Origin of the sequence: Streptomyces sp. NBC_01454, from assembly GCF_036227565.1 — a bacterium.
GTDB lineage: Bacteria > Actinomycetota > Actinomycetes > Streptomycetales > Streptomycetaceae > Streptomyces.
On sequence record NZ_CP109460.1, the window covers coordinates 3,946,540 to 3,964,275 of the forward strand.

General features: G+C 73.0%; 15 protein-coding genes. 11 read left to right on the plus strand and 4 right to left on the minus strand.

Features of this window, described 5'->3' with window-relative positions; all coding sequences use genetic code 11:
• Positions 1–2 precede the first annotated feature (2 nt).
• Together OIU81_RS17435 and OIU81_RS17440 are read left to right on the plus strand one after the other, a co-directional pair.
• On the plus strand, positions 3–680 hold the full coding sequence (locus tag OIU81_RS17435) for an ATP-binding protein (protein WP_443074003.1): 678 nt from the start codon (positions 3–5) through the stop codon (positions 678–680).
• Positions 681–824: 144 nt separating this feature from the next.
• Positions 825–1,793, plus strand: a complete 969-nt coding sequence (locus tag OIU81_RS17440; protein ID WP_329148897.1) for a DUF5926 family protein — start codon at positions 825–827, stop codon at positions 1,791–1,793.
• A 298-nt stretch (positions 1,794–2,091) separates the two neighbouring features.
• Here the strand turns inward: OIU81_RS17440 and OIU81_RS17445 are convergent, their stop codons facing one another.
• Positions 2,092–2,721 carry a hypothetical protein gene (locus OIU81_RS17445; protein WP_329148899.1) on the minus strand — a complete coding sequence of 210 codons (630 nt, stop codon included), beginning with the start codon at positions 2,719–2,721 and terminating at the stop codon, positions 2,092–2,094.
• 198 nt (positions 2,722–2,919) lie between these two features.
• Positions 2,920–3,669: a bifunctional DNA primase/polymerase gene (locus tag OIU81_RS17450; protein WP_329148901.1), complete on the minus strand. Its 750-nt coding sequence runs from the start codon at positions 3,667–3,669 to the stop codon at positions 2,920–2,922.
• Between the two features lie 718 nt (positions 3,670–4,387).
• Here OIU81_RS17450 and OIU81_RS17455 point away from each other — a divergent pair.
• The gene (locus OIU81_RS17455; protein ID WP_329331142.1) at positions 4,388–6,073 is read left to right on the plus strand and encodes a PP2C family protein-serine/threonine phosphatase; all 1,686 of its coding nucleotides are present in this window, start codon (positions 4,388–4,390) and stop codon (positions 6,071–6,073) included.
• A gap of 172 nt (positions 6,074–6,245) precedes the next feature.
• Positions 6,246–7,706, plus strand: coding sequence for an aminopeptidase P family protein (locus OIU81_RS17460; protein WP_329148905.1), 1,461 nt, complete (start codon positions 6,246–6,248; stop codon positions 7,704–7,706).
• 34 nt (positions 7,707–7,740) lie between these two features.
• Here OIU81_RS17460 and OIU81_RS17465 read toward each other — a convergent pair whose 3' ends face one another.
• Positions 7,741–8,388 (minus strand): TetR-like C-terminal domain-containing protein, encoded by a 648-nt coding sequence (locus tag OIU81_RS17465; protein ID WP_329148907.1) that lies wholly within the window; start codon positions 8,386–8,388, stop codon positions 7,741–7,743.
• A gap of 434 nt (positions 8,389–8,822) precedes the next feature.
• Between OIU81_RS17465 and OIU81_RS17470 the strand changes: the two genes are divergently transcribed.
• On the plus strand, positions 8,823–10,169 hold the full coding sequence (locus OIU81_RS17470; protein ID WP_329148909.1) for a diacylglycerol/lipid kinase family protein: 1,347 nt from the start codon (positions 8,823–8,825) through the stop codon (positions 10,167–10,169).
• Between the two features lie 98 nt (positions 10,170–10,267).
• On the opposite strand, the gene OIU81_RS17475 is transcribed toward OIU81_RS17470, so the two are convergent.
• Positions 10,268–10,765: an ATP-binding protein gene (locus OIU81_RS17475; protein WP_329148911.1), complete on the minus strand. Its 498-nt coding sequence runs from the start codon at positions 10,763–10,765 to the stop codon at positions 10,268–10,270.
• A 246-nt stretch (positions 10,766–11,011) separates the two neighbouring features.
• Between OIU81_RS17475 and OIU81_RS17480 the strand changes: the two genes are divergently transcribed.
• The 6 genes from OIU81_RS17480 to efeB all read left to right on the plus strand — a co-directional run bounded on the left by OIU81_RS17480 (position 11,012) and on the right by efeB (position 17,649).
• Positions 11,012–11,854, plus strand: coding sequence for a hypothetical protein (locus tag OIU81_RS17480; RefSeq protein ID WP_329148913.1), 843 nt, complete (start codon positions 11,012–11,014; stop codon positions 11,852–11,854).
• A gap of 140 nt (positions 11,855–11,994) precedes the next feature.
• Positions 11,995–12,750 carry a YcnI family copper-binding membrane protein gene (locus OIU81_RS17485; RefSeq protein WP_329148916.1) on the plus strand — a complete coding sequence of 252 codons (756 nt, stop codon included), beginning with the start codon at positions 11,995–11,997 and terminating at the stop codon, positions 12,748–12,750.
• Between the two features lie 85 nt (positions 12,751–12,835).
• The gene (locus OIU81_RS17490) at positions 12,836–13,483 is read left to right on the plus strand and encodes an SCO family protein (protein WP_329148918.1); all 648 of its coding nucleotides are present in this window, start codon (positions 12,836–12,838) and stop codon (positions 13,481–13,483) included.
• Positions 13,480–13,923, plus strand: coding sequence for a copper chaperone PCu(A)C (locus OIU81_RS17495; RefSeq protein ID WP_329148920.1), 444 nt, complete (start codon positions 13,480–13,482; stop codon positions 13,921–13,923). Before OIU81_RS17490 ends, OIU81_RS17495 begins: the two co-directional genes overlap by 4 nt.
• 82 nt (positions 13,924–14,005) lie before the next feature.
• Entirely contained in the window at positions 14,006–16,279 is a 2,274-nt protein-coding gene (locus tag OIU81_RS17500; RefSeq protein ID WP_329148923.1) for a copper resistance CopC/CopD family protein, read from the plus strand.
• A complete protein-coding gene (gene efeB, locus OIU81_RS17505) occupies positions 16,276–17,649 on the plus strand; it encodes an iron uptake transporter deferrochelatase/peroxidase subunit (RefSeq protein WP_329148925.1) in 1,374 nt (457 codons plus the stop codon). The genes OIU81_RS17500 and efeB overlap by 4 nt, the downstream gene beginning before the upstream one ends.
• Positions 17,650–17,736: the final 87 nt, after the last annotated feature.

Sequence of the window (17,736 nt, forward strand, 5' to 3'; positions counted from 1 at the left end):
CAGTGCGTCACCGAGTGTCGCTTGGCCGGTTTCCGGTCCAGTCCATTGGGGCATTCATCCCGTGGCGTGGGGCAAAGGAGGTCTCGGGGGTGGCGTTGGTGGTGGCACAAGAGGTGCCGACGTCGTCGATCATGGCCGTACCCCATGGACCAGTGGGTGTGGGCATGGCCAGGCGGCGCATGCGAGAAGAGCTACTGGCAAGTGGAGTTCAGGACACGGTCGTCGATGACGCGGTCCTTATTCTTTCGGAGCTGTTGAGCAATTCGTGTCGCCATGCGCGTCCGATATACGAAAACAGCGCACCGGATTCCGTAACGGCCGGGCGGGGTGACACCCCGTCGGCATCCATCCGGGCCTCCTGGCGTATCGACGCACAGGGCAGACTGACCGTCGCGGTCACGGACGGCGGCGGCCCGACCCGGCCACTTCCGGCCACTCCGTCGGTCACGGCGCGCGGCGGCCGCGGGCTGGCGATCATCCGCTCGCTCGCCAAGGACTGGGGCGTGCGCGACACCGCCGCCGACGAGGTGACGGTCTGGGCCGCACTCTCCCTCCATGACGCGTTCGCTACGCGCGTGGAACTGACGCCCGATCTGCCGCCCTCGCTCGCCGCGGGCGCGCCGATGCGCACCGGGCATCCGCTGGGGCCGGGCTTCCCCGACTTCGACGAACTCGTGTAGCGGCCCGGGCGGACACACCGGTCACCGCCACACCGGTACGGGACACGGCCGCGCGCGCAGCCGGACGCGACCGGGTACGCAATCCTCTAGGCTCGCGCCGAAACGCGTCCGTACGCCCAGGATCGACCAGGAGACTCCGTCGCCATGGCCAAGAAGCGCCGTCCCCAGTCCCAGGCCGCAGCACCGCAGATCAAGGACGGCGAGGTGCCGGTCGTCGGCGCTCGCGAGCCCTGTCCCTGCGGCTCCGGCCGCCGGTACAAGGCCTGTCACGGGCGGGCCGCGGCGCATGCCGCCACCGCACTCGTGCAGCGGCCCTTCGAGGGCCTGCCCGGTGAGTGCGACTGGGTGGCGCTGCGCGAGCTGGTGCCCGCCGCCACCGCCGAGTTGACGCTGAAGGGCGGACTGCCCGAGGGCGTCCCGTCGGTGACGCTGGCGACCGTGCTGCCGATGGCCTGGCCCGCGCTGCGCCGCGACAACGGCGCGATCATGCTCGGCCTGCAGAACGACACCGCCTCCGGCGACCTCAGCCGCGACCTCGCGGACACCCTGCAGCGCGCCCTGACCGCGGAGCCCGGCACTCCGGTCCCGGCCGGACGGCCCGCGCCCGACGGCCCGCGGCTGCAGGACCTGCTCGATGCGGACGCGGCTTTTGAGCCGACCGTCCACACCGGCTTCGAGTTCTGGGTGGAGAACCCCGAGAACGCCACCGGCGAGGTCGCCGCCTCGCTGGAGCGGGCCAACGCGGCGGCCATCCCGACCGCGCGGATCCCCGGGCTGGAGGGCGCGTACTGGTGCGAGGCCCCGGACAAGAACCACCTGCGCTGGGTCACCGGGCACCCCGAGGAGCAGCTGCTGGACGCGCTCGCGCGACTCCATGTGGCGGGCGCCTCCTCGCTCGGTGAAGACACCCGCCTGGTCGGCTCGTTCCGCGCCCACGGCCTGGTCGTTCCGGTCTGGGATCTGCCCTCGTCGATGAGCGCCGACGACGTCGCCGAGCCCGCCGCGGCGTTCGCCGAGCGGCTGGCGAAGGCCCTGGCCGCGGACGCCCCGCTGAGCCCCGAGGAGCGCCGGGCGCGGGGCGGTCTAACGAACCGTCAGGTCACCCTGAGCTGACCGGGCCGGCTCCGGCCGAGCGGAGTGGACGCCTCCGCGAAAACCGGGGCGTGACACCTGTCACAACTGCCCGTACCTGCCGGTAAATAGGCGTCCGGAATTCCACGATCGAATTTGCGAACCGCGGATCTCTTGTTACGGTTCTAAAAGCCCGGTCGCTGGTGCATCCCCCGTCGCCAGCGACCGGGCGCTTCCATGTCCGGAGGCGGACGATCCGCTTCGCCGGACCGGGGCCCCGGTGGCACCGCAGCCCGGGCATCCGCCCCGCTGGCGGCCCGTTCCCTCGACGCCCTTCCTGTCAGTGGTCCGAACCACCGCTCCGCAGAGGCGAGTTGCTGCCGGAGCGCAGCAGCAGCCGCTCCCCCGCCGCGTCGGAGACCTCCGCCACCGCGGCGTACGGCAGCCCTCCCGCGTGCACGGTCGGACCGGACGGCGTCTCGCACATCCCCGGCACCCCGGCCGCCGGCACCGCGCAGTTCACCTGGACGGCCCCGCCGTCCGGCCGCAGCAGCGTGAGGGCGGCGCGCAGCGGATTGCCCGTGCGGTTGCGGTAGTACGTCCGGGCCCGGGTCCGGCCCGCCTGGGCGAGCACACAGGTCTGGGCCTCGATGCCCTGGGGAACGGTGAGTTCGGAGCCGCAGCGGGCGGTACGGCCCGGCAGGCGGCCCGGGCCGGGGCTCGAGCGGGTGCCGGAGACGCTCCCGGAGCCGGAGCCATGGGCAGGACTCTCGCCCGGATTGATGCCGCTATCGCCCGCGTTTCCCGTTTCGACCGAAGAGCTGTTTTCGGCCTTGGCCGCTTTCCCGGACTGTGCTCCCGGAGCCGCGCGGTAGGCCGGGCCGGCCATCGCGGCACCCAGCGGCACGACGATGGCGAGCACCGCGATGCCGGCGAGCCCGGTCAAGCGGAGTTTCTGCGCACGCTGCATGGGCCCCCACCTGCGATTGAGATGCCGCCGACGACGGCTTGACGGTGGTGCGAACCTATCGGCCGGCGGGGGTGCCCCAGGACACCCGAAGCCCGTTTCCGGGCGGGATCGGGGGCGGTCACACCCGTACGGGTGATCCGCCCGCGGGCGGTGGGCGACACCGCCCGCACCGAACGGGCGCCGGGCGGACGCGCGGCGTCAGTAGGCGAGGCGGCTGCCGCCGTCGGGGGTGCTGGTGCTCGCCGTGACCAGGGCGTCCACGATGGTGGCCACCTTCGGCAGCCAGGGCGCGGCCGAGGGTGGGGGTCCCCCCTGCTCGAACGAAGTTGAGAGCTTGGGGGAGACCGGCGGCCGCTCCCAGCGGACCCGTCCGGCACCGACCGGTGAGGGCGGGAGCACCACATAGCCGCCCTCGCCGTGGAACCGCAGCGAGCTGGGCACCCAGTCCCGGGAGTGCAGCAGCTCACCCAACTCCGCGAGGTCGTAGGGCGATACGAACAATGACCAGCGGGTGGGCGTGGCCACCACGGGGCCGAGGCGTACGCCGAAGTGGTCCAGGGCCGCCAGGGCGCGGGCGCCGGCGACGGCCGGCAGGCTCACCGCGCAGGGCGCCCGGCCGCCCGTGGCCAGCACCAGCGGGGCATCGGGGCGGTTGCTCCACCACCACCGCAGCATCCGGGCGTCGGTGGTGGCGGCCAGCAGGCCGGGGTCGAAGGGGTGCGCACCGGGCACCACACAGTCGGGGTCGGGACAGTTGCACCGAGGGGCGGGCCGCTCACCGAGGCCGAGCCGGGCGCCGGCCGGCTGCCGGCCGCCTGACCTGAGGCCCACTCCGGGAAGTACGGGCCACTGCCACTCGGTGGCGCACTGGAGCGCCGCACCGAGCAGCGCCGACCTTCCGCCGCGCCGGAACAGGAGCTTGCGTCGCCTTCCGAGGATCTCGCGCATGAGCGCTCGTTCCTTTCCGTTAACGCCGAGGGCTATGTCCATCGCACTACGCATCGCACTACGCATCGCACTAAGGGCACTGCTTCCGATTTGCCATCATTGCGCCGTGCCACTTCATGCCGTTTGTGACGTTTCCTGAAGACCCGGCAGTGCAGCCGGGGCCGATCGCGCATCGATCACGTCACGTGGATCACTGGTCACCGCGTGTACAAGGCAGCGCATCACGCCGTACGCCGAGCGTGGAACATGGCGGGGGGTGGCGCGCACATGGCGCTTGCGCTTGGGTCGTGCAGTCCCCGCCGCTTGGGAGTGCGTAGCGGTCGTCGGCGTGTGAGACGCCGCTGCCCGCCGGAGGGTTCCGGTGCGGCCTCAACTGACCCCGCACCTTTCCGATTACGTACCCGCCACTGTGGTGATGACGCGCTGCTGATCGCCGTCAGTCGACCTCAAATTGACGCTCAGTGGGCTTTTTTCAGGCCAAAGTACAGACCTCGCTGACACCACAAACCCCATAGGGACAGTGCTGGACATCACATCGTTGATGCGTGTACATCTGGAGGCATTGATAGCGGAGCAGCATGACATGGGGGTTTGCGATGCTATTGAGGAAATTGAGCGGCTCACTTCACCGCACAACATCACTCAACAAAATGCCGCACTCCCTGGCAAAAAGCGGCCTGACCTGGGGTCACACCCGGCGCGACGAGAGCCGTCGGCCATGAGCGCCCCGCACGTACCGAAAGTGGCTGGAATCGAACCAGCTCTTCCCGCCCCCGCGCACACTGTCGCGCCCCACGCCGCGAATGCCCCCGCGGACGCCGGTTCCGGCGCCCCCTCCGAGGGCGCGCCGGGCGCCCCCCGGGACCCCGGTTCCGACACCCCGTCAGCCGACGTCAGCGGCACGTCCCCCGGCGTGTCCGGTGAGGAACAACCGGCCGCCGTCCAGGACCGGCTGGCCGGCTGGATCTCCGACCTCAGCACCCTGCACGACCTGACCGAACGGCTCGCGCACACCCGCACGCTGGACGACGCCCTCCGGGAGCTGCTGCGGGCCGGCGCGGCGCTGGTCGGTGCCCGCCGCGGCCTGGTCGTCCTCGCCCCGGCCGACGGCCTCGGCCCGGAGACCACCGTCGGCCTCGGCCTCGGCCACGCCGAGATCGGCCACATCGAGACCGTCCCGCGCCGCGCCCTGTCGTACGCCCGGATACTGGACGGCCTTCCGGAGCGGGGTGCCTGCGGCGAGGACGACCGGGCCGATCCGCTCGACGCCCCGGCCCGCACCGCCGATCCCCGCGCGGGCGCCGTGGCCTGCACCGAGATCTCCGAACCCGACATCCCCGGGGAGAAGGACCTCGATCCCCGCCTGCGGGAGGTCGCCGCCCGTCTCGGATACGCGGCCAGCTACGCGGTCCCGCTCACCGCCGACCCCATCGGCCGCACCGGCGCCGCGGTCTGGCTCTACGACGAACCGGCCGAGCCCACCGAACGGCAGCGCCATCTCGTCGGCCTCTACCGGGCGCACGCCGCCGAACACCTCGCCCGTCTCCTGGAACTCCACCGCAGCCGGCAGGCCACCGAGACCCTCCGCGAGGAGCTGCTGCCGCACCGGCTGCCGCGGATCCCCGGCGTACGCCTGGCGGTGCGGCACAGCACCGGTCCGCGCGGCGGCGGCGACTGGTACGACGCGCTGCCGCTGCCGGACGGCGCACTGGGCCTGGCGGTCGGTTCGGTGACCGGCTCCGGGCCGAGCGCGGTGGCGGCCATGGGGCGGCTGCGCGCTTCCCTGCGTGCCTACGCCGTCATGGAGGGCGAGGATCCGGTCGCCGTCCTGTCCGATCTCGAACTGCTGCTGCGGCTGACCGAGCCGGCCCGCAGCGCCACCGCGCTGTTCGCCTATACCGAGGCGCCGCCCGGTACGCCGGGCGGGCCGTCCCTCGCCCCCGGGCCGGGCGGGATCGACGGCCTTCCCCCCTGCCCGCCCGGCATGGCGGAGGGCACCCCGGGCGGGAGCTGGGGGAGCGCACCGGCGCGCAAGCTGGTGCTGGCCGGGGCCGGCCACTGTCCGCCGCTCGTCCTGGGCGGGACGCGGACCGAGTTCGTGGAGACCTCGCTGTCCGCTCCGCTGGGCATGCTGGCCTGCTGGGAGGCGCCCAGTGTGGAGATCGAACCGGCCGGCGGCGAGACCGTACTGCTCTACAGCGACGGTCTGCTGCAGCGCACGGGCGAGTCCATGGACCGCGCCTTCGCCCTGCTGCACGCGGCCGCCGCGGGCGTCCCCCGGGCGATCCGCCACGATCCCGAGGCGGTCGTCGACCACATCGTGCGCACGATGCTGCCGCAGGGCCTGGACGATCCGTCGTCGGAGGAGGACGTGGTGCTGCTCGCGGCGTACTTCGAGGAGTGAGCCGGCCGCACGGAGCCGGTCGCACGGAACCGGTCGCACGGAGCCGTCTGGTCCGCGGCGCGGAGATGCACCGTATGGGCCGGAGTGCCGGAGAGGTCACACCTTTCTGCCCCTGGACCGCTTTCGATCCGCACATACGATGGAAGGCGGTTCAGTCTTTAGAGGAGGCACCGTGACCGACGAGCTCACGCCGGAGACCCCGGACGAGCACGAGCAGCCGATCAAGCAGCGGAAGAACGGCCTCTACCCGGCCGTCTCCGATGAGCTCGCGGACAACATGAAGAGCGGCTGGGCCGATACCGAGCTGCGCGACCTGCGGCCGATCGAGCAGGCCCCGAACGCCGCCCGGCGGCGCGCTGCGCTGTCCGCGCGCTTCCCCGGCGAGCGCCTGGTGATCCCGGCGGGCAATCTCAAGACCCGCTCCAACGACACCGAGTACGGCTTCCGTGCCTCGACGGAGTACGTCTACCTCACCGGCGACCAGACCGACGACAGCGTCCTGGTCCTGGAGCCCCGGGGGGAGACCCACGAGGCGACGATCCACCGGCTGCCCCGCTCCGACCGGGACAACGGCGAGTTCTGGCTGAACGGCATGGGCGAGCTGTGGGTCGGCCGGCGCCACAGCCTGACCGAGGCCGAGGCGCTGCTCGGCGTCCCCTGCGCGGACGTGCGCGAGCTGGCCGAGGCGCTCAAGGAGGCCGGCGGTCCGGTCCGCGTGGTGCGTGGCCACGACGCCGGCATCGAGGCCGCGCTGACCGACAAGGTCACCGCCGAGCGCGACGAAGAGCTGCGGGTGTACCTCTCCGAAGCGCGCGTGATCAAGGACGAGTTCGAGATCGGCGAGCTGCAGAAGGCCGTCGACTCCACGGTGCGCGGCTTCGAGGACGTCGTAAAGGTCCTGGACAAGGCCGAGGCGACCAGCGAGCGCTACATCGAGGGCACGTTCTTCCTGCGCGCCCGCGTCGAGGGCAACGACGTCGGCTACGGCTCGATCTGCGCCGCCGGCCCGCACGCCACCACGCTGCACTGGGTCCGCAACAACGGCGCGGTCCGCTCCGGCGATCTGCTCCTCCTGGACGCCGGCGTGGAGACCACCTCCCTCTACACCGCCGATGTCACCCGCACCCTGCCGATCAACGGCCGCTACACCGACCTCCAGCGCACCGTCTACGACGCGGTGTACGAGGCCCAGGAGGCGGGCATCGCCGCGGTCAAGCCGGGGGCGGCCTTCCGCGACTTCCACGACGCGGCGCAGCAGGTCCTCGCCGAGAAGCTGGTCGAGTGGGGTCTGCTCGAGGGCCCGGTCGAGCGGGTGCTGGAGCTGGGACTGCAGCGCCGCTGGACCCTGCACGGCACCGGCCACATGCTCGGTCTGGACGTCCACGACTGCGCCGCGGCCCGCACCGAGTCGTACGTCAACGGCACGCTGGCGCCGGGCGTGGTGCTGACCGTCGAGCCCGGTCTGTACTTCCAGGCGGACGATCTGACGGTCCCCGAGGAGTACCGCGGCATCGGCGTCCGGATCGAGGACGACATCCTCGTGACGGAGGACGGCAACCGGAATCTGTCGGCCGGGCTGCCGCGGCGCTCGGACGAGGTCGAGGCCTGGATGGCCGGCCTGCTCGGCACGTAACGCGCAGCAACGCCTCGCCCGTCCCCCGGTGGCCTCAGCCGCCGGGGGACGCGCCGTGGGCCGGGCCGTCGTCCTTCCGCGTGTACGCGCCGGCGTGGGCGGCCGCCCGGACGGCGGTGGCGGCGGAGTCGGCGAGGTCCCGGTCGACGGGGCGGCGGGCGATCAGAATCCGGTAGTAGAAGGGCGCGCCGAGCGCCGACATCACCTGCACCGGGTCCGTGTCCGGCGGCAGTTCGCCGCGGCCGACGGCCCGTTGCACCATCCGGCCGGCCAGCGCCAGCCGCTCGTCGAAGAAGGTCCGCAGCTCCGCGGCCACCTGCGGGTCGCTGGCCGCGGCGGAGACCACCGCCTCGATCAGGCGCCGGACCCGCGCCTCCCCGTAGAAGTCGGCAATCGAGCGGGCCAGCGCCCGCAGGTCCCCGGACAGGGTCCCGGAGTCCGGCAACGGCACATCCGAGCTGAGCTCGGTCAGCAGCTCGCAGATCAGGCCCTCGACGCAGCGCCAGCGGCGGTAGACCGTGGCCAGATGGATTCCCGACCGCTGTGCGACCTTCTCCATGGTCAGCCCGCCGAACCCGCTTTCGCCCAACTCCTCGAAGACGGCGGTCAATACGGCTTCGCGGGTGCGGGCAGTGCGCCCGCCGGGGCGGGCCTCGCCCGGGGCAGGGTGCGCTGTCGTCACGACGGCTCCGTATTGCAGTGCGGGATCACGCCAAGTATTGTCCGGGAAAGGTTAATGCGAGCAACTTCGTATTAATCAGGTGTGCGCTGGTCTCGCCGGGACAGGGGACGCCGCGGGGGAGGTCCTCCCACCGCGAGACCGCGCTAACCACCTTACGCAAGGGCGATTTTCAGTCAGATATCCGACTGCCCGCGTTCGCCCCGTTTGACACCTCGCCGCCGGCACGTCACCAAGCTGCCCCCGCGCGTACCCCTCCACCCCGGCCGGCCGCCGCTCCACGCCCCGCACCACCGCACCCCGCCGCTCCGCGGCTCCCTCGGCGGCCCCTGCGCCCCCGCTCCCGGATGTGGTCCGGGCCGCGCCGGTGGACTCTGGAAGGGACCGCACCCCGGTGCCCCTCGCGGGCGCGCGGGGCCGGACGGGAGGTGGGCCGCATGGACGGACGCTGGACGGCGCGCCTGGCGCTGACGGCGGCAGTGGCGGCGGTACTGGTGCTGCTGGGCTTCGCCGGGCTGCAGAGCATCGCCCTGGTGGGGCTGGGGGCGGCCGGACTGGCCGTCGCGGCGGTCGGCCTGTGGTGGCTGCTCTCCCACAAGGGCCCGGCACGGGTGCTGGGCCTCGTGCTCACGGTGGCCGCCCCGCTCGCCGTCATCGTGCTCTATGCGATCGCCGGGCTGCTCTGGGTGGTGCTCGTCTCGGTCGTGCTGTGGGCGCTGGCCGTCTCCACCGGCCGGGCCGCGCTGGCGGCGCAGAGCGGCCCGGCGAGCCGGCCGGAGCCCGCGGCCGTGCCCCCCGCACACCCGTTCCTGATCATGAACCCGCGGTCGGGCGGCGGAAAGGTCGGGGAGTTCGGGCTGGTGGACAAGGCCGAGGCGCTCGGCGCCGAGGTCTGCGTACTGGATCCCGCGCACCCCCAGGACGTAACCGAACTGGCCCGGCGGGCCGTCGACGACGGTGCCGATCTGCTCGGGGTCGCGGGTGGTGACGGCACGCAGGCCCTGGTCGCGGGCGTGGCGGCGGAGCGCGGTGTGCCGTTCATGGTGATCTCCGCCGGGACCCGCAACCACTTCGCCATGGACCTCGGCCTGGACCGGGACGACCCCTCGACGTGTCTGGAGGCGCTGACCGACGGCGTCGAACGGCGCGTCGATCTGGGCTTCGCCGGCGACCGCATCTTCGTCAACAACGCCTCCTTCGGCGCCTATGCGGCGGTCGTGCAGAGCCCGGCGTACCGCGCGGACAAGGCCCGTACGACCCTGGAGATGCTGCCGGATCTGCTGACCCACCACGGCGGTCCGCACCTGGCCGTGCGCGCGGGCGGCACCGCCGTCGACGGGCCGCAGGCCGTCCTCGTGAGCAACAACCCCTACCGCATGGACGATCCGGCGGGCCTGGGCCTGCGGGAGCGGCTGGACTCCGGCGTCCTGGGGATGCTGGGCGTCAAGGTCGACAACGCGGCGCAGGCGGCCTGGATGCTGCGCGGCCGCAACGGTCCCGGCCTGACCTCGCTGAGCGCCCGGGACATCGTCATCGACGCGGACGCCCCCGTCATCCAGGCCGGCGTCGACGGCGAGGCCCTCACCCTGCCCACCCCCGTCCGCTGCCGCATCGCACCGCGGGCGCTGCGCGTGCGGCTGCCCCGTCACCGCCCCGGGGTGCCGCGCGGTCTGCCGCCGATGAACTGGCACCGGGTACGGCGACTGGCCCTGCGCACGGGCCGGGCCACGGCGGGGCCGCGGGGGCGAGAGCACGGGGCCCCGGCACCACCGCACGCGGGCTGACCGCCCGCGCCGGCGCTCAGGACGCCACGCCCGAACTCACCGGCGTCGTCCCGCACTTCGCGGGGGTGACTCCGGGGCCTGGAACGGAACGGACACGCTCACGACGCCAGCGGAAGCGCCGCTCCCTCGCGCCACTTGAGGATCTTGTCGAAGCTGACGACCGCACCGGGGCGGCCCGTGCGGTTGCGGTAGTGGACGTGGTCGGTGAGGGCCTCGATCAGAAAGAGCCCCCGGCCGTCCTCGGCAAAGGCGGGAGCCTGCGCGGGGGTGGGCACGGGGGCCGGCGCCAGGGCGCGGTCCTCGGCGGTATGGGGTGGGGCGGCGGGTGCGGGGCGGTGGCGGAAGCCGGGGCCCGAGTCGGTGATCTCGATGCGGCAGGTGTCGCCGTCGATGAACGCCGTGACGCGGTAGTCCTCGGAGGCGGCGTCCCCGCCGTGCTCGACGGCGTTGGCACAGGCCTCGGAGAGGGCCACCGCCAGGTCGTAGCAGATGTCCGGGTCCACGCCCGCCGTCTCCATCGTGCCCAGCAGCAGACGACGGGCGAGCGGGACGCTCGCAGCCTCACGCCGCAAATGGAGTGACCACCAGATGCTCATCGCTCCAGCCTCCTGGCCGCGGCTCGACATATCGATACCTATTGCCGTGCCTCAAGGTCCGTAAGCATGTCCGGGACGTGATACCGCTCATTCGGCGGATGCGAAGAGTGAGCGCATCGGTGTAGGTGCAGCGCTGCCCATGCGCCCTTGCGCGCCCCGCCGGGCTCCTCGGGCGCCCCGGCGGGCGCCCCTTGGTGCCGACCTGCCGTAGGCGGCCCATCAGCGCAGTGGGATGATGGCGCCGCCATGACTCCCCCGTCCGCCTCCACAGCGCGCGCAGCCGCCGACCTCCGGCTGCTGAGGGCCGCGGTCTTCGCCGCGGCCTGTGTCGCGCTGTCCGCGGCCGGGCACATCACCGCGTCGTGCGCCGGCGTCCCGCTGTGGACGCTGGGGGTGGCCGCCGTCGCGGTCTTCGCGCTCGCGGCACCGCTGGCCGGGCGGGAGCGCTCACTGCCGGGGATCGCCGCGGGTCTTGCCGTGGCGCAGCTCGCTCTGCACGCGCTGTTCGCCTGGGGCCAGAGTCCGCGGCCCGTGCCACCCCGCGTCGGCGGACACGGCATCGGCGGGCTCTCGGACCAGGCCGCGATCGCCCTTGCCCGCCATGTCACATGCGGGTTCGGCGCCGGGCGGATGGACGGCGCCCAGGCGCGCCGGATGCTCGGCTCGGGCGGCTTCGATGCGGCATCGGCCGCCGGGATGACCGCTCCGGCGGGGCACCCGATGGCCGGCCACACGGCCGCCGCGGCCTCCGTGTCCGACGCGCTGCTGCCCTCGCTGCCCATGCTGCTGGGGCATCTGCTGGCCGCGCTCGCCCTCGGCTGGCTGCTGCGGCGGGGCGAGGCGGCACTGTGGCGGCTGGTCCGGCTGTCGGCGCCGGCGGCGTACGAGAGCACCGTGCAGACGCTGGCCCATGCGGTGCGCGGGGCGCTCCGGCTCGTTCGCGCCCTGCTCACGGGCCTCGCGACGGCGCACGACGAGACGCTGCGCGCCCCCGTTTCGTACGGGGATGACAAACCCGGCCCACAGGACCCCGCGCTCCACCACAGTGTGATCAGGCGTGGGCCACCCACCCTCGCCCTCGCGGCCTGACGTCACGCGAACCACGCTCCCACAGGACGGGGTACGGGCTCGCGCGTCGTCGCCGTACGCGCGCCACCCGAACCGTTATGAGCACCTTTCTCCTTCCTGTGGAGTGTTTTTCGATGTCGAGGAATTCGAAGATGCCGCCGATGACGACGCAGTCGCAGCAGCCGGGGTCGTCGCGGACGCGGCGCCACGCGCGCCGGCTGCCGCTGGTCGCCACCGTCGCGGCCGGCAGCGTGCTGCTGCTCGCCGGACCGGCGTTCGCGCACGTCAGCGTGCAGCCGGAGACGGCCGCGAAGGGCAGCTTCGCCACCGTTAATTTCAAGGTGCCCAACGAGCGCGACGACGCCTCGACGGTGAAGCTCGAGGTCACACTGCCGACCGACCACCCGCTGGCGTCCGTCATGCCGCAGCCGGTGCCGGGCTGGAAGGTGTCGATCACCAAGGCCAAGCTCCCCAAGCCGATCGAGATGGAGGGCGAGAAGATCACCGAAGCCCCCTCGAAGATCACGTGGACGGCCGAGGACAAGGGCGTCGAGCCGGGCCAGTTCCAGCAGTTCCCGCTCTCCGTCGGGCAGCTGCCCAAGGACGCCGGCCAGCTCGTCTTCAAGGCCCTGCAGACGTACGACGACAAGAAGGTCGTGCGCTGGATCGAGCCCACCAAGGAGGGCGCGCCGGAGCCGGAGAACCCGGCGCCGGTCCTCAAGCTCACCGCGGCCGGGGCGGACGGTCACGGCGCCGCCGCGGACGACAAGAGCGGGGCCGAGGACGGTGGCCGGAACACGGCCGCCGCGGCGTCCGGCAGTGACACCACGGCCCGCGTCCTGGGTGCCGTCGGCATCGTCGTCGGCCTCGCCGGAGTCGGCTTCGGCGTGTTCGCCGGCCGGCGCCGCAGCGCCTGATCACCGCACGGGCCGGCGCCCGAACCGTGCCGGCCCGGCACCCCCTCCCGGACCTCCGGGATCCAACTCACAGGATTTATCTGCGATGCGTAGAAGGACCCTGCTGGCGTCCGCCCTCACGGCGGCCGCAGCCCTCAGCCTGACCGCCTGCAACGGCGATGACCAGAACAAGCCCGCCGCCGACGTCTCCGGCGGCACCGCCGCCAAGCCGATCGTCACGCTCGACAGCCCGATGGCGAAGCCGGACCTCGTCCTGACGGACACCAGCGGCAAGAAGTACGACCTGCTGCAGCAGACCAAGGGCCACCCCACGCTGATCTACTTCGGCTACACCAACTGCCCGGACGTCTGCCCGCTGACGATGGCCAACATCGCGGTCGCGGTGAAGCAGCTGCCGAAGGCCGAGCAGAAGGATCTGCGGGTCGTCTTCGTCACCTCCGACCCCGAGCGCGACACCCCGGCCACCCTCAAGAAGTGGCTCGGCGGTATCAACAAGGACTTCACCGGGCTGACCGGAAAGTTCGACACCATCCAGGCCGGCGCGCGCAGCGTGAATATCGGCATCGAGAAGCCGGTCAAGAAGAAGAACGGCGATGTCGTCTCCACCCATGGCGCGCAGGTGCTGCTGAGCTCCCCCAAGGACGACAAGATCCACTGGATGGGCATGCAGGAGGCGACCTCCGACAACTACACCAAGGCACTGCCGAAGATCGTCAAGGGACAGAACCCGTGAACCGCCGCACCGCCCTCGCCGCCGCCCTCACCCTCACCACCGGTCTCGTGCTGGCGGGCTGCGGCGACAGCGCGCCGAAGCTCGAGGTCGCCGACCCGTACATGCCGCAGCCGGTCACCCAGGACATGGCCGGTGCGTACTTCACCGTCAAGAACAGCGGCGGCACCGCGGACAAGCTCACCTCGGTCACCAGCGACCTGTCCAAGGACATCTCGCTGCACAAGACGGTCGGCAGCAAGATGGAGCAGGTCAACTCCCTGCCCGTACCGGCCAACGGCGAGCTGGTGCTCGGCCGCGGCGGCAACCACCTGATGTTCATGGGGCTGAAGAAGAAGCCGGCCGAGGGCGAGAAGGTCACCCTCGAGCTGCATTTCGCCACCGCGAAACCGATCACGGTGCAGGTCCCGGTCAAGGCCGCCACCTACGCGCCGAAGAAGTAGCCGGCTCCGCGGAGCCGGCACCGGCCGGTTCACCACGGACAACCCAGCAGACCCAGCAGACGCAGTAAGGGGAGCGATCACTATGGTCACCACCGGGCTTCGGCCGGGACGGTCCGCCGTGCTGCGCCTGCTGGTCGTCGCGGTGGCGCTGGCGGGTGCGCTGCTCGGCGGGCTCGGCGGTGCCGCCCCGGCCTCGGCGCATGCCGCGATGACCGGCAGCACCCCCGCGCAGGGGGCGGTGGTGGACCACGCCCCCGAGCAGGTGGCGCTCACCTTCTCCGAGGGCGTCGCCATGGGCGACGACTCCATCCGGGTCCTGGACCCGAAGGGCAAGCGGGTGGACGCCGGCAAGCTGCGCAACCTGTCCAGCGGCAGCGTCGTCAAATACGGCGCCGGGCTGCCGGCGGGGCTCGGAAACGGTACGTACACCGTCGCCTGGCAGGCGGTCTCCGCCGACAGCCACCCCGTCTCCGGTGCCTTCACCTTCTCGGTCGGCGCGCCCTCCAAGACCACCGCCGCCCTTCCTCAACAGACTGCCGGCGGCGGCCTGGTGGGCGCGCTGTACGGGATCGCCCGTGCGCTGGCGTACACCGGGTTCGTGCTGCTGGTCGGCGGCGCCGCCTTCGTGGTGGCCTGCCGGCCGGCCGCGGCCCTCGTCCGGTCCGTGCAGCGGCTGGTCGTCCAGGGCTGGGCGCTGCTGACCGGCACCACCGTGGCGATGCTGTTGCTGCGCACCCCCTACACGGGGTCCGGCGATCTCGCCGACGTCTTCGACTTCGGCGGCCTCCAGCAGGTCCTGATCACCAAGCCGGGTGCGGCGCTGGTCTCCCGGCTGCTGCTGCTCGCCGCCGCGGCGCTGCTCGTGGCGGTGCTCTTCGGGGCGTACGCCCGGACGCAGGAGCCGGCGGAGCCGGGCGAGGAGCCGCTGGACGCCACGGCGGCGGCCAGGCAGCGCAAGGACCTCACCTTCGGCCTCGGCATCGGCGGAGTGATCATCGCGGCCGGGCTCGCCGCGACCTGGGCGATGGCCGAGCACGCCTCGACCGGTCTGCAGACCGCCGTCGCGATGCCGGTCGATGTGCTGCATCTGCTCGCGGTCGCCACCTGGCTCGGCGGGCTGGCGGCGCTGGTGGTGTCCCTGTACTGGGGCCCGCCGGTCGAACGGTCCGCCGTGCGCCGCTTCTCGCGGATCGCTTTCGGTTCGGTGCTGGTGCTGGTCGCCACCGGCATCTACCAGTCCTGGCGCCAGGTCGGCAGCTGGCGCGCGCTGACCGACACCACGTACGGGTGGCTGCTGCTGCTCAAGGCGGGGCTGGTCGTGGTGCTCGTCGGGATCGCCTGGGTGTCGCGCCGGTGGACGGGGCGGCTGGCGGAGGTGCCGGCGGGGGTGCCAGCGAGGGAGAGCCTGACGGCTGAGATGGCCGAGGCGAACGAGGCGAACGAGGCGAACGAGACGGACAGGGCGAACGAGGCGAGCGAGGCGGGAGAGAAGGCTGGGGCGGAGGCCGCGGAGGCAGAGGCAGAGGCCGTCGCGGAGGTGGGCGCGGAGGCGGGCGCGGAGGTGGGCGCGGAGGTGGGCGCGGAGAGGGCCGGTGTCGGCGTCCCGGCCGCTGCCACCGCCAACGCCAGCGCCACCGCCACCGCCACCGCCGGATCGGCCCGCGCCACCGGCCCGGGGACAGGAGGCGGGTCCGGATCCACAGACACCCCTGATATCGCTGACACCCCTGACGCCCCTGACACCCCGGGCGCCCCCGACGACACCGCCACCCCCGACCCCGCCCGGGCCGTCCAACTCGCCCGGCAGCAGGCCGCGTTGGACGCCACGCAGACCAAGCGGAAGCGCGATGCGGATCCGGAGCGGCTGGGGCTGCGCCGGTCCGTGCTGGCCGAGGCGGCGGTCGCGGCCGTCGTGCTCGTGGTGACCACGGTGCTGACCGCCACCGAGCCGGCCCGGACCGAAGAGGCGGTCAAGGCCACCTCGGGCGGGCAGTCCGCCGCGGCCGCCCGGCCGCAGGTGCTGACCGTCCCGTTCGACACCGGCGGCCCGCACGGCAAGGGCACCGCCCGCGTCGACCTCACCCCCGGGAGCAGCACGGTCGCCAATACGGTGCAGCTGCGGCTCACGGATACCTCGGGCAAGGCCATGGACGTCCCCGAGGTGAAGATCGCCTTCACCCAGAAGGCCAAGAAGCTCGGGCCGCTGCCGGCCACCCCCCGCAACGAGGGCAAGGGCCGCTGGCGCGCGAGCGGGGTCCGGCTGCCGGTCCCCGGGCAGTGGCAGCTGTCGCTGGTCGTACGGACCTCCGACATCGACCAGGTCACCGAGATCAAGAACGTGAAGATCGGCTCATGAGCAAGCAGACCCCCGGCAAGAAGGCCACCGTCAAGCGGACTCCCGGCACCCGGACCGGCGGGCCGGGCGACGGGCGCATCCCCGCCCCGGCCACCGAGCCGGCCACCGCGCCGGCCGACAAGAGCGGCGCCTCCCCCGCCCCGGAGCTCTCCCGCCGCCGGCTGCTCGGCACCGTCGGCGCGGCGGGTGCGGCCGGGCTGGTGGCCGGCGGGGCCGGTGGCGCGCTCGCGGCAACCGCCGCGCAGGACGCCGCCCCCACCGCGCTGGCCAGCATCGGCTCGACCGAGGTGGCGTTCCGCGAGGCGCGCGCCGCGCACCAGGCGGGGATCACCACCCCGCTCCAGGCCACCGGCCATCTCGTGGCCTTCGACCTGGCACCGGACGCGGACCGCAAGACCGCGGCCGCGCTGCTGCGGCGCTGGTCGCGGACGGCCGAGGAACTGATGGCCGGGCGCGCCCCGGACGCCGACACGGGGGTCGCGCTCGACGCGGGCCCGTCCTCGCTGACCGTCACCTTCGGCCTCGGGCACAGCTTCTTCGGCCGTACGGGCCTGACGAAGCGGCGCCCCGTACAGCTCGACCCGCTGCCGGACTTCTCCGCCGATGCGCTGGACCCCCGGCGCAGCAACGGCGATCTGTGGATCCAGATCGGCGCCGATGACGCCCTGGTCGCCTTCCACGCGCTGCGCGCGCTGCAGAAGGACGCGGCCGGCAGCGCCCGGCTGCGCTGGCAGATGAACGGCTTCAACCGCACCCCGGGCGCCACCGCGCGCCCGATGACCGCCCGCAATCTGATGGGCCAGATCGACGGCACCAACAACCCCAAGCCGTCGGACAAGGACTTCGACGAGCGGATCTTCGTCGGGCGCGATGCCGACCAGGCCTGGATGCGCGGCGGGTCGTACGCCGTCGTCCGGCGGATCCGGATGCTGCTGGACGACTGGGAGAAGCGCTCCCGGCACGAACAGGAGAAGGTCATCGGGCGCCGCAAGGCCACCGGCGCCCCGCTGACCGGGGGCTCCGAGACCACCCCGATGCGGCTGGACGCGACGGGCTCCGACGGGCTGCCGGTGATCCCGGCCAATGCGCACGCCCGGATCGCGGCGCCGGCGTCCAACCAGGGCGCGGCACTGCTGCGCCGCCCGTTCTCCTTCCATGACGGCTTCCGGGAGGACGGCGCCCCGGACGCCGGACTGCTCTTCGTCTGCTGGCAGGCCGATCCGCTGCGGGCCTTCACCCAGATCCAGCGGAAGCTGGACCGCGGGGACGCGCTGTCGCCGTTCCTGCGGCACGAGGCGAGCGGACTGTTCGCGGTGCCCCCGGCCGCGGAGCCGGGCGGCTATGTGGGCCGCCCCCTGCTGGAGGGCTGAGCGACCGGCGGGCCCGGTCCCGGGCCCGCCGCGGAAGTCCGGCCCGGGCCCCGGACGGGCCGGTTATCGTGGCAGGGCAGGAACATC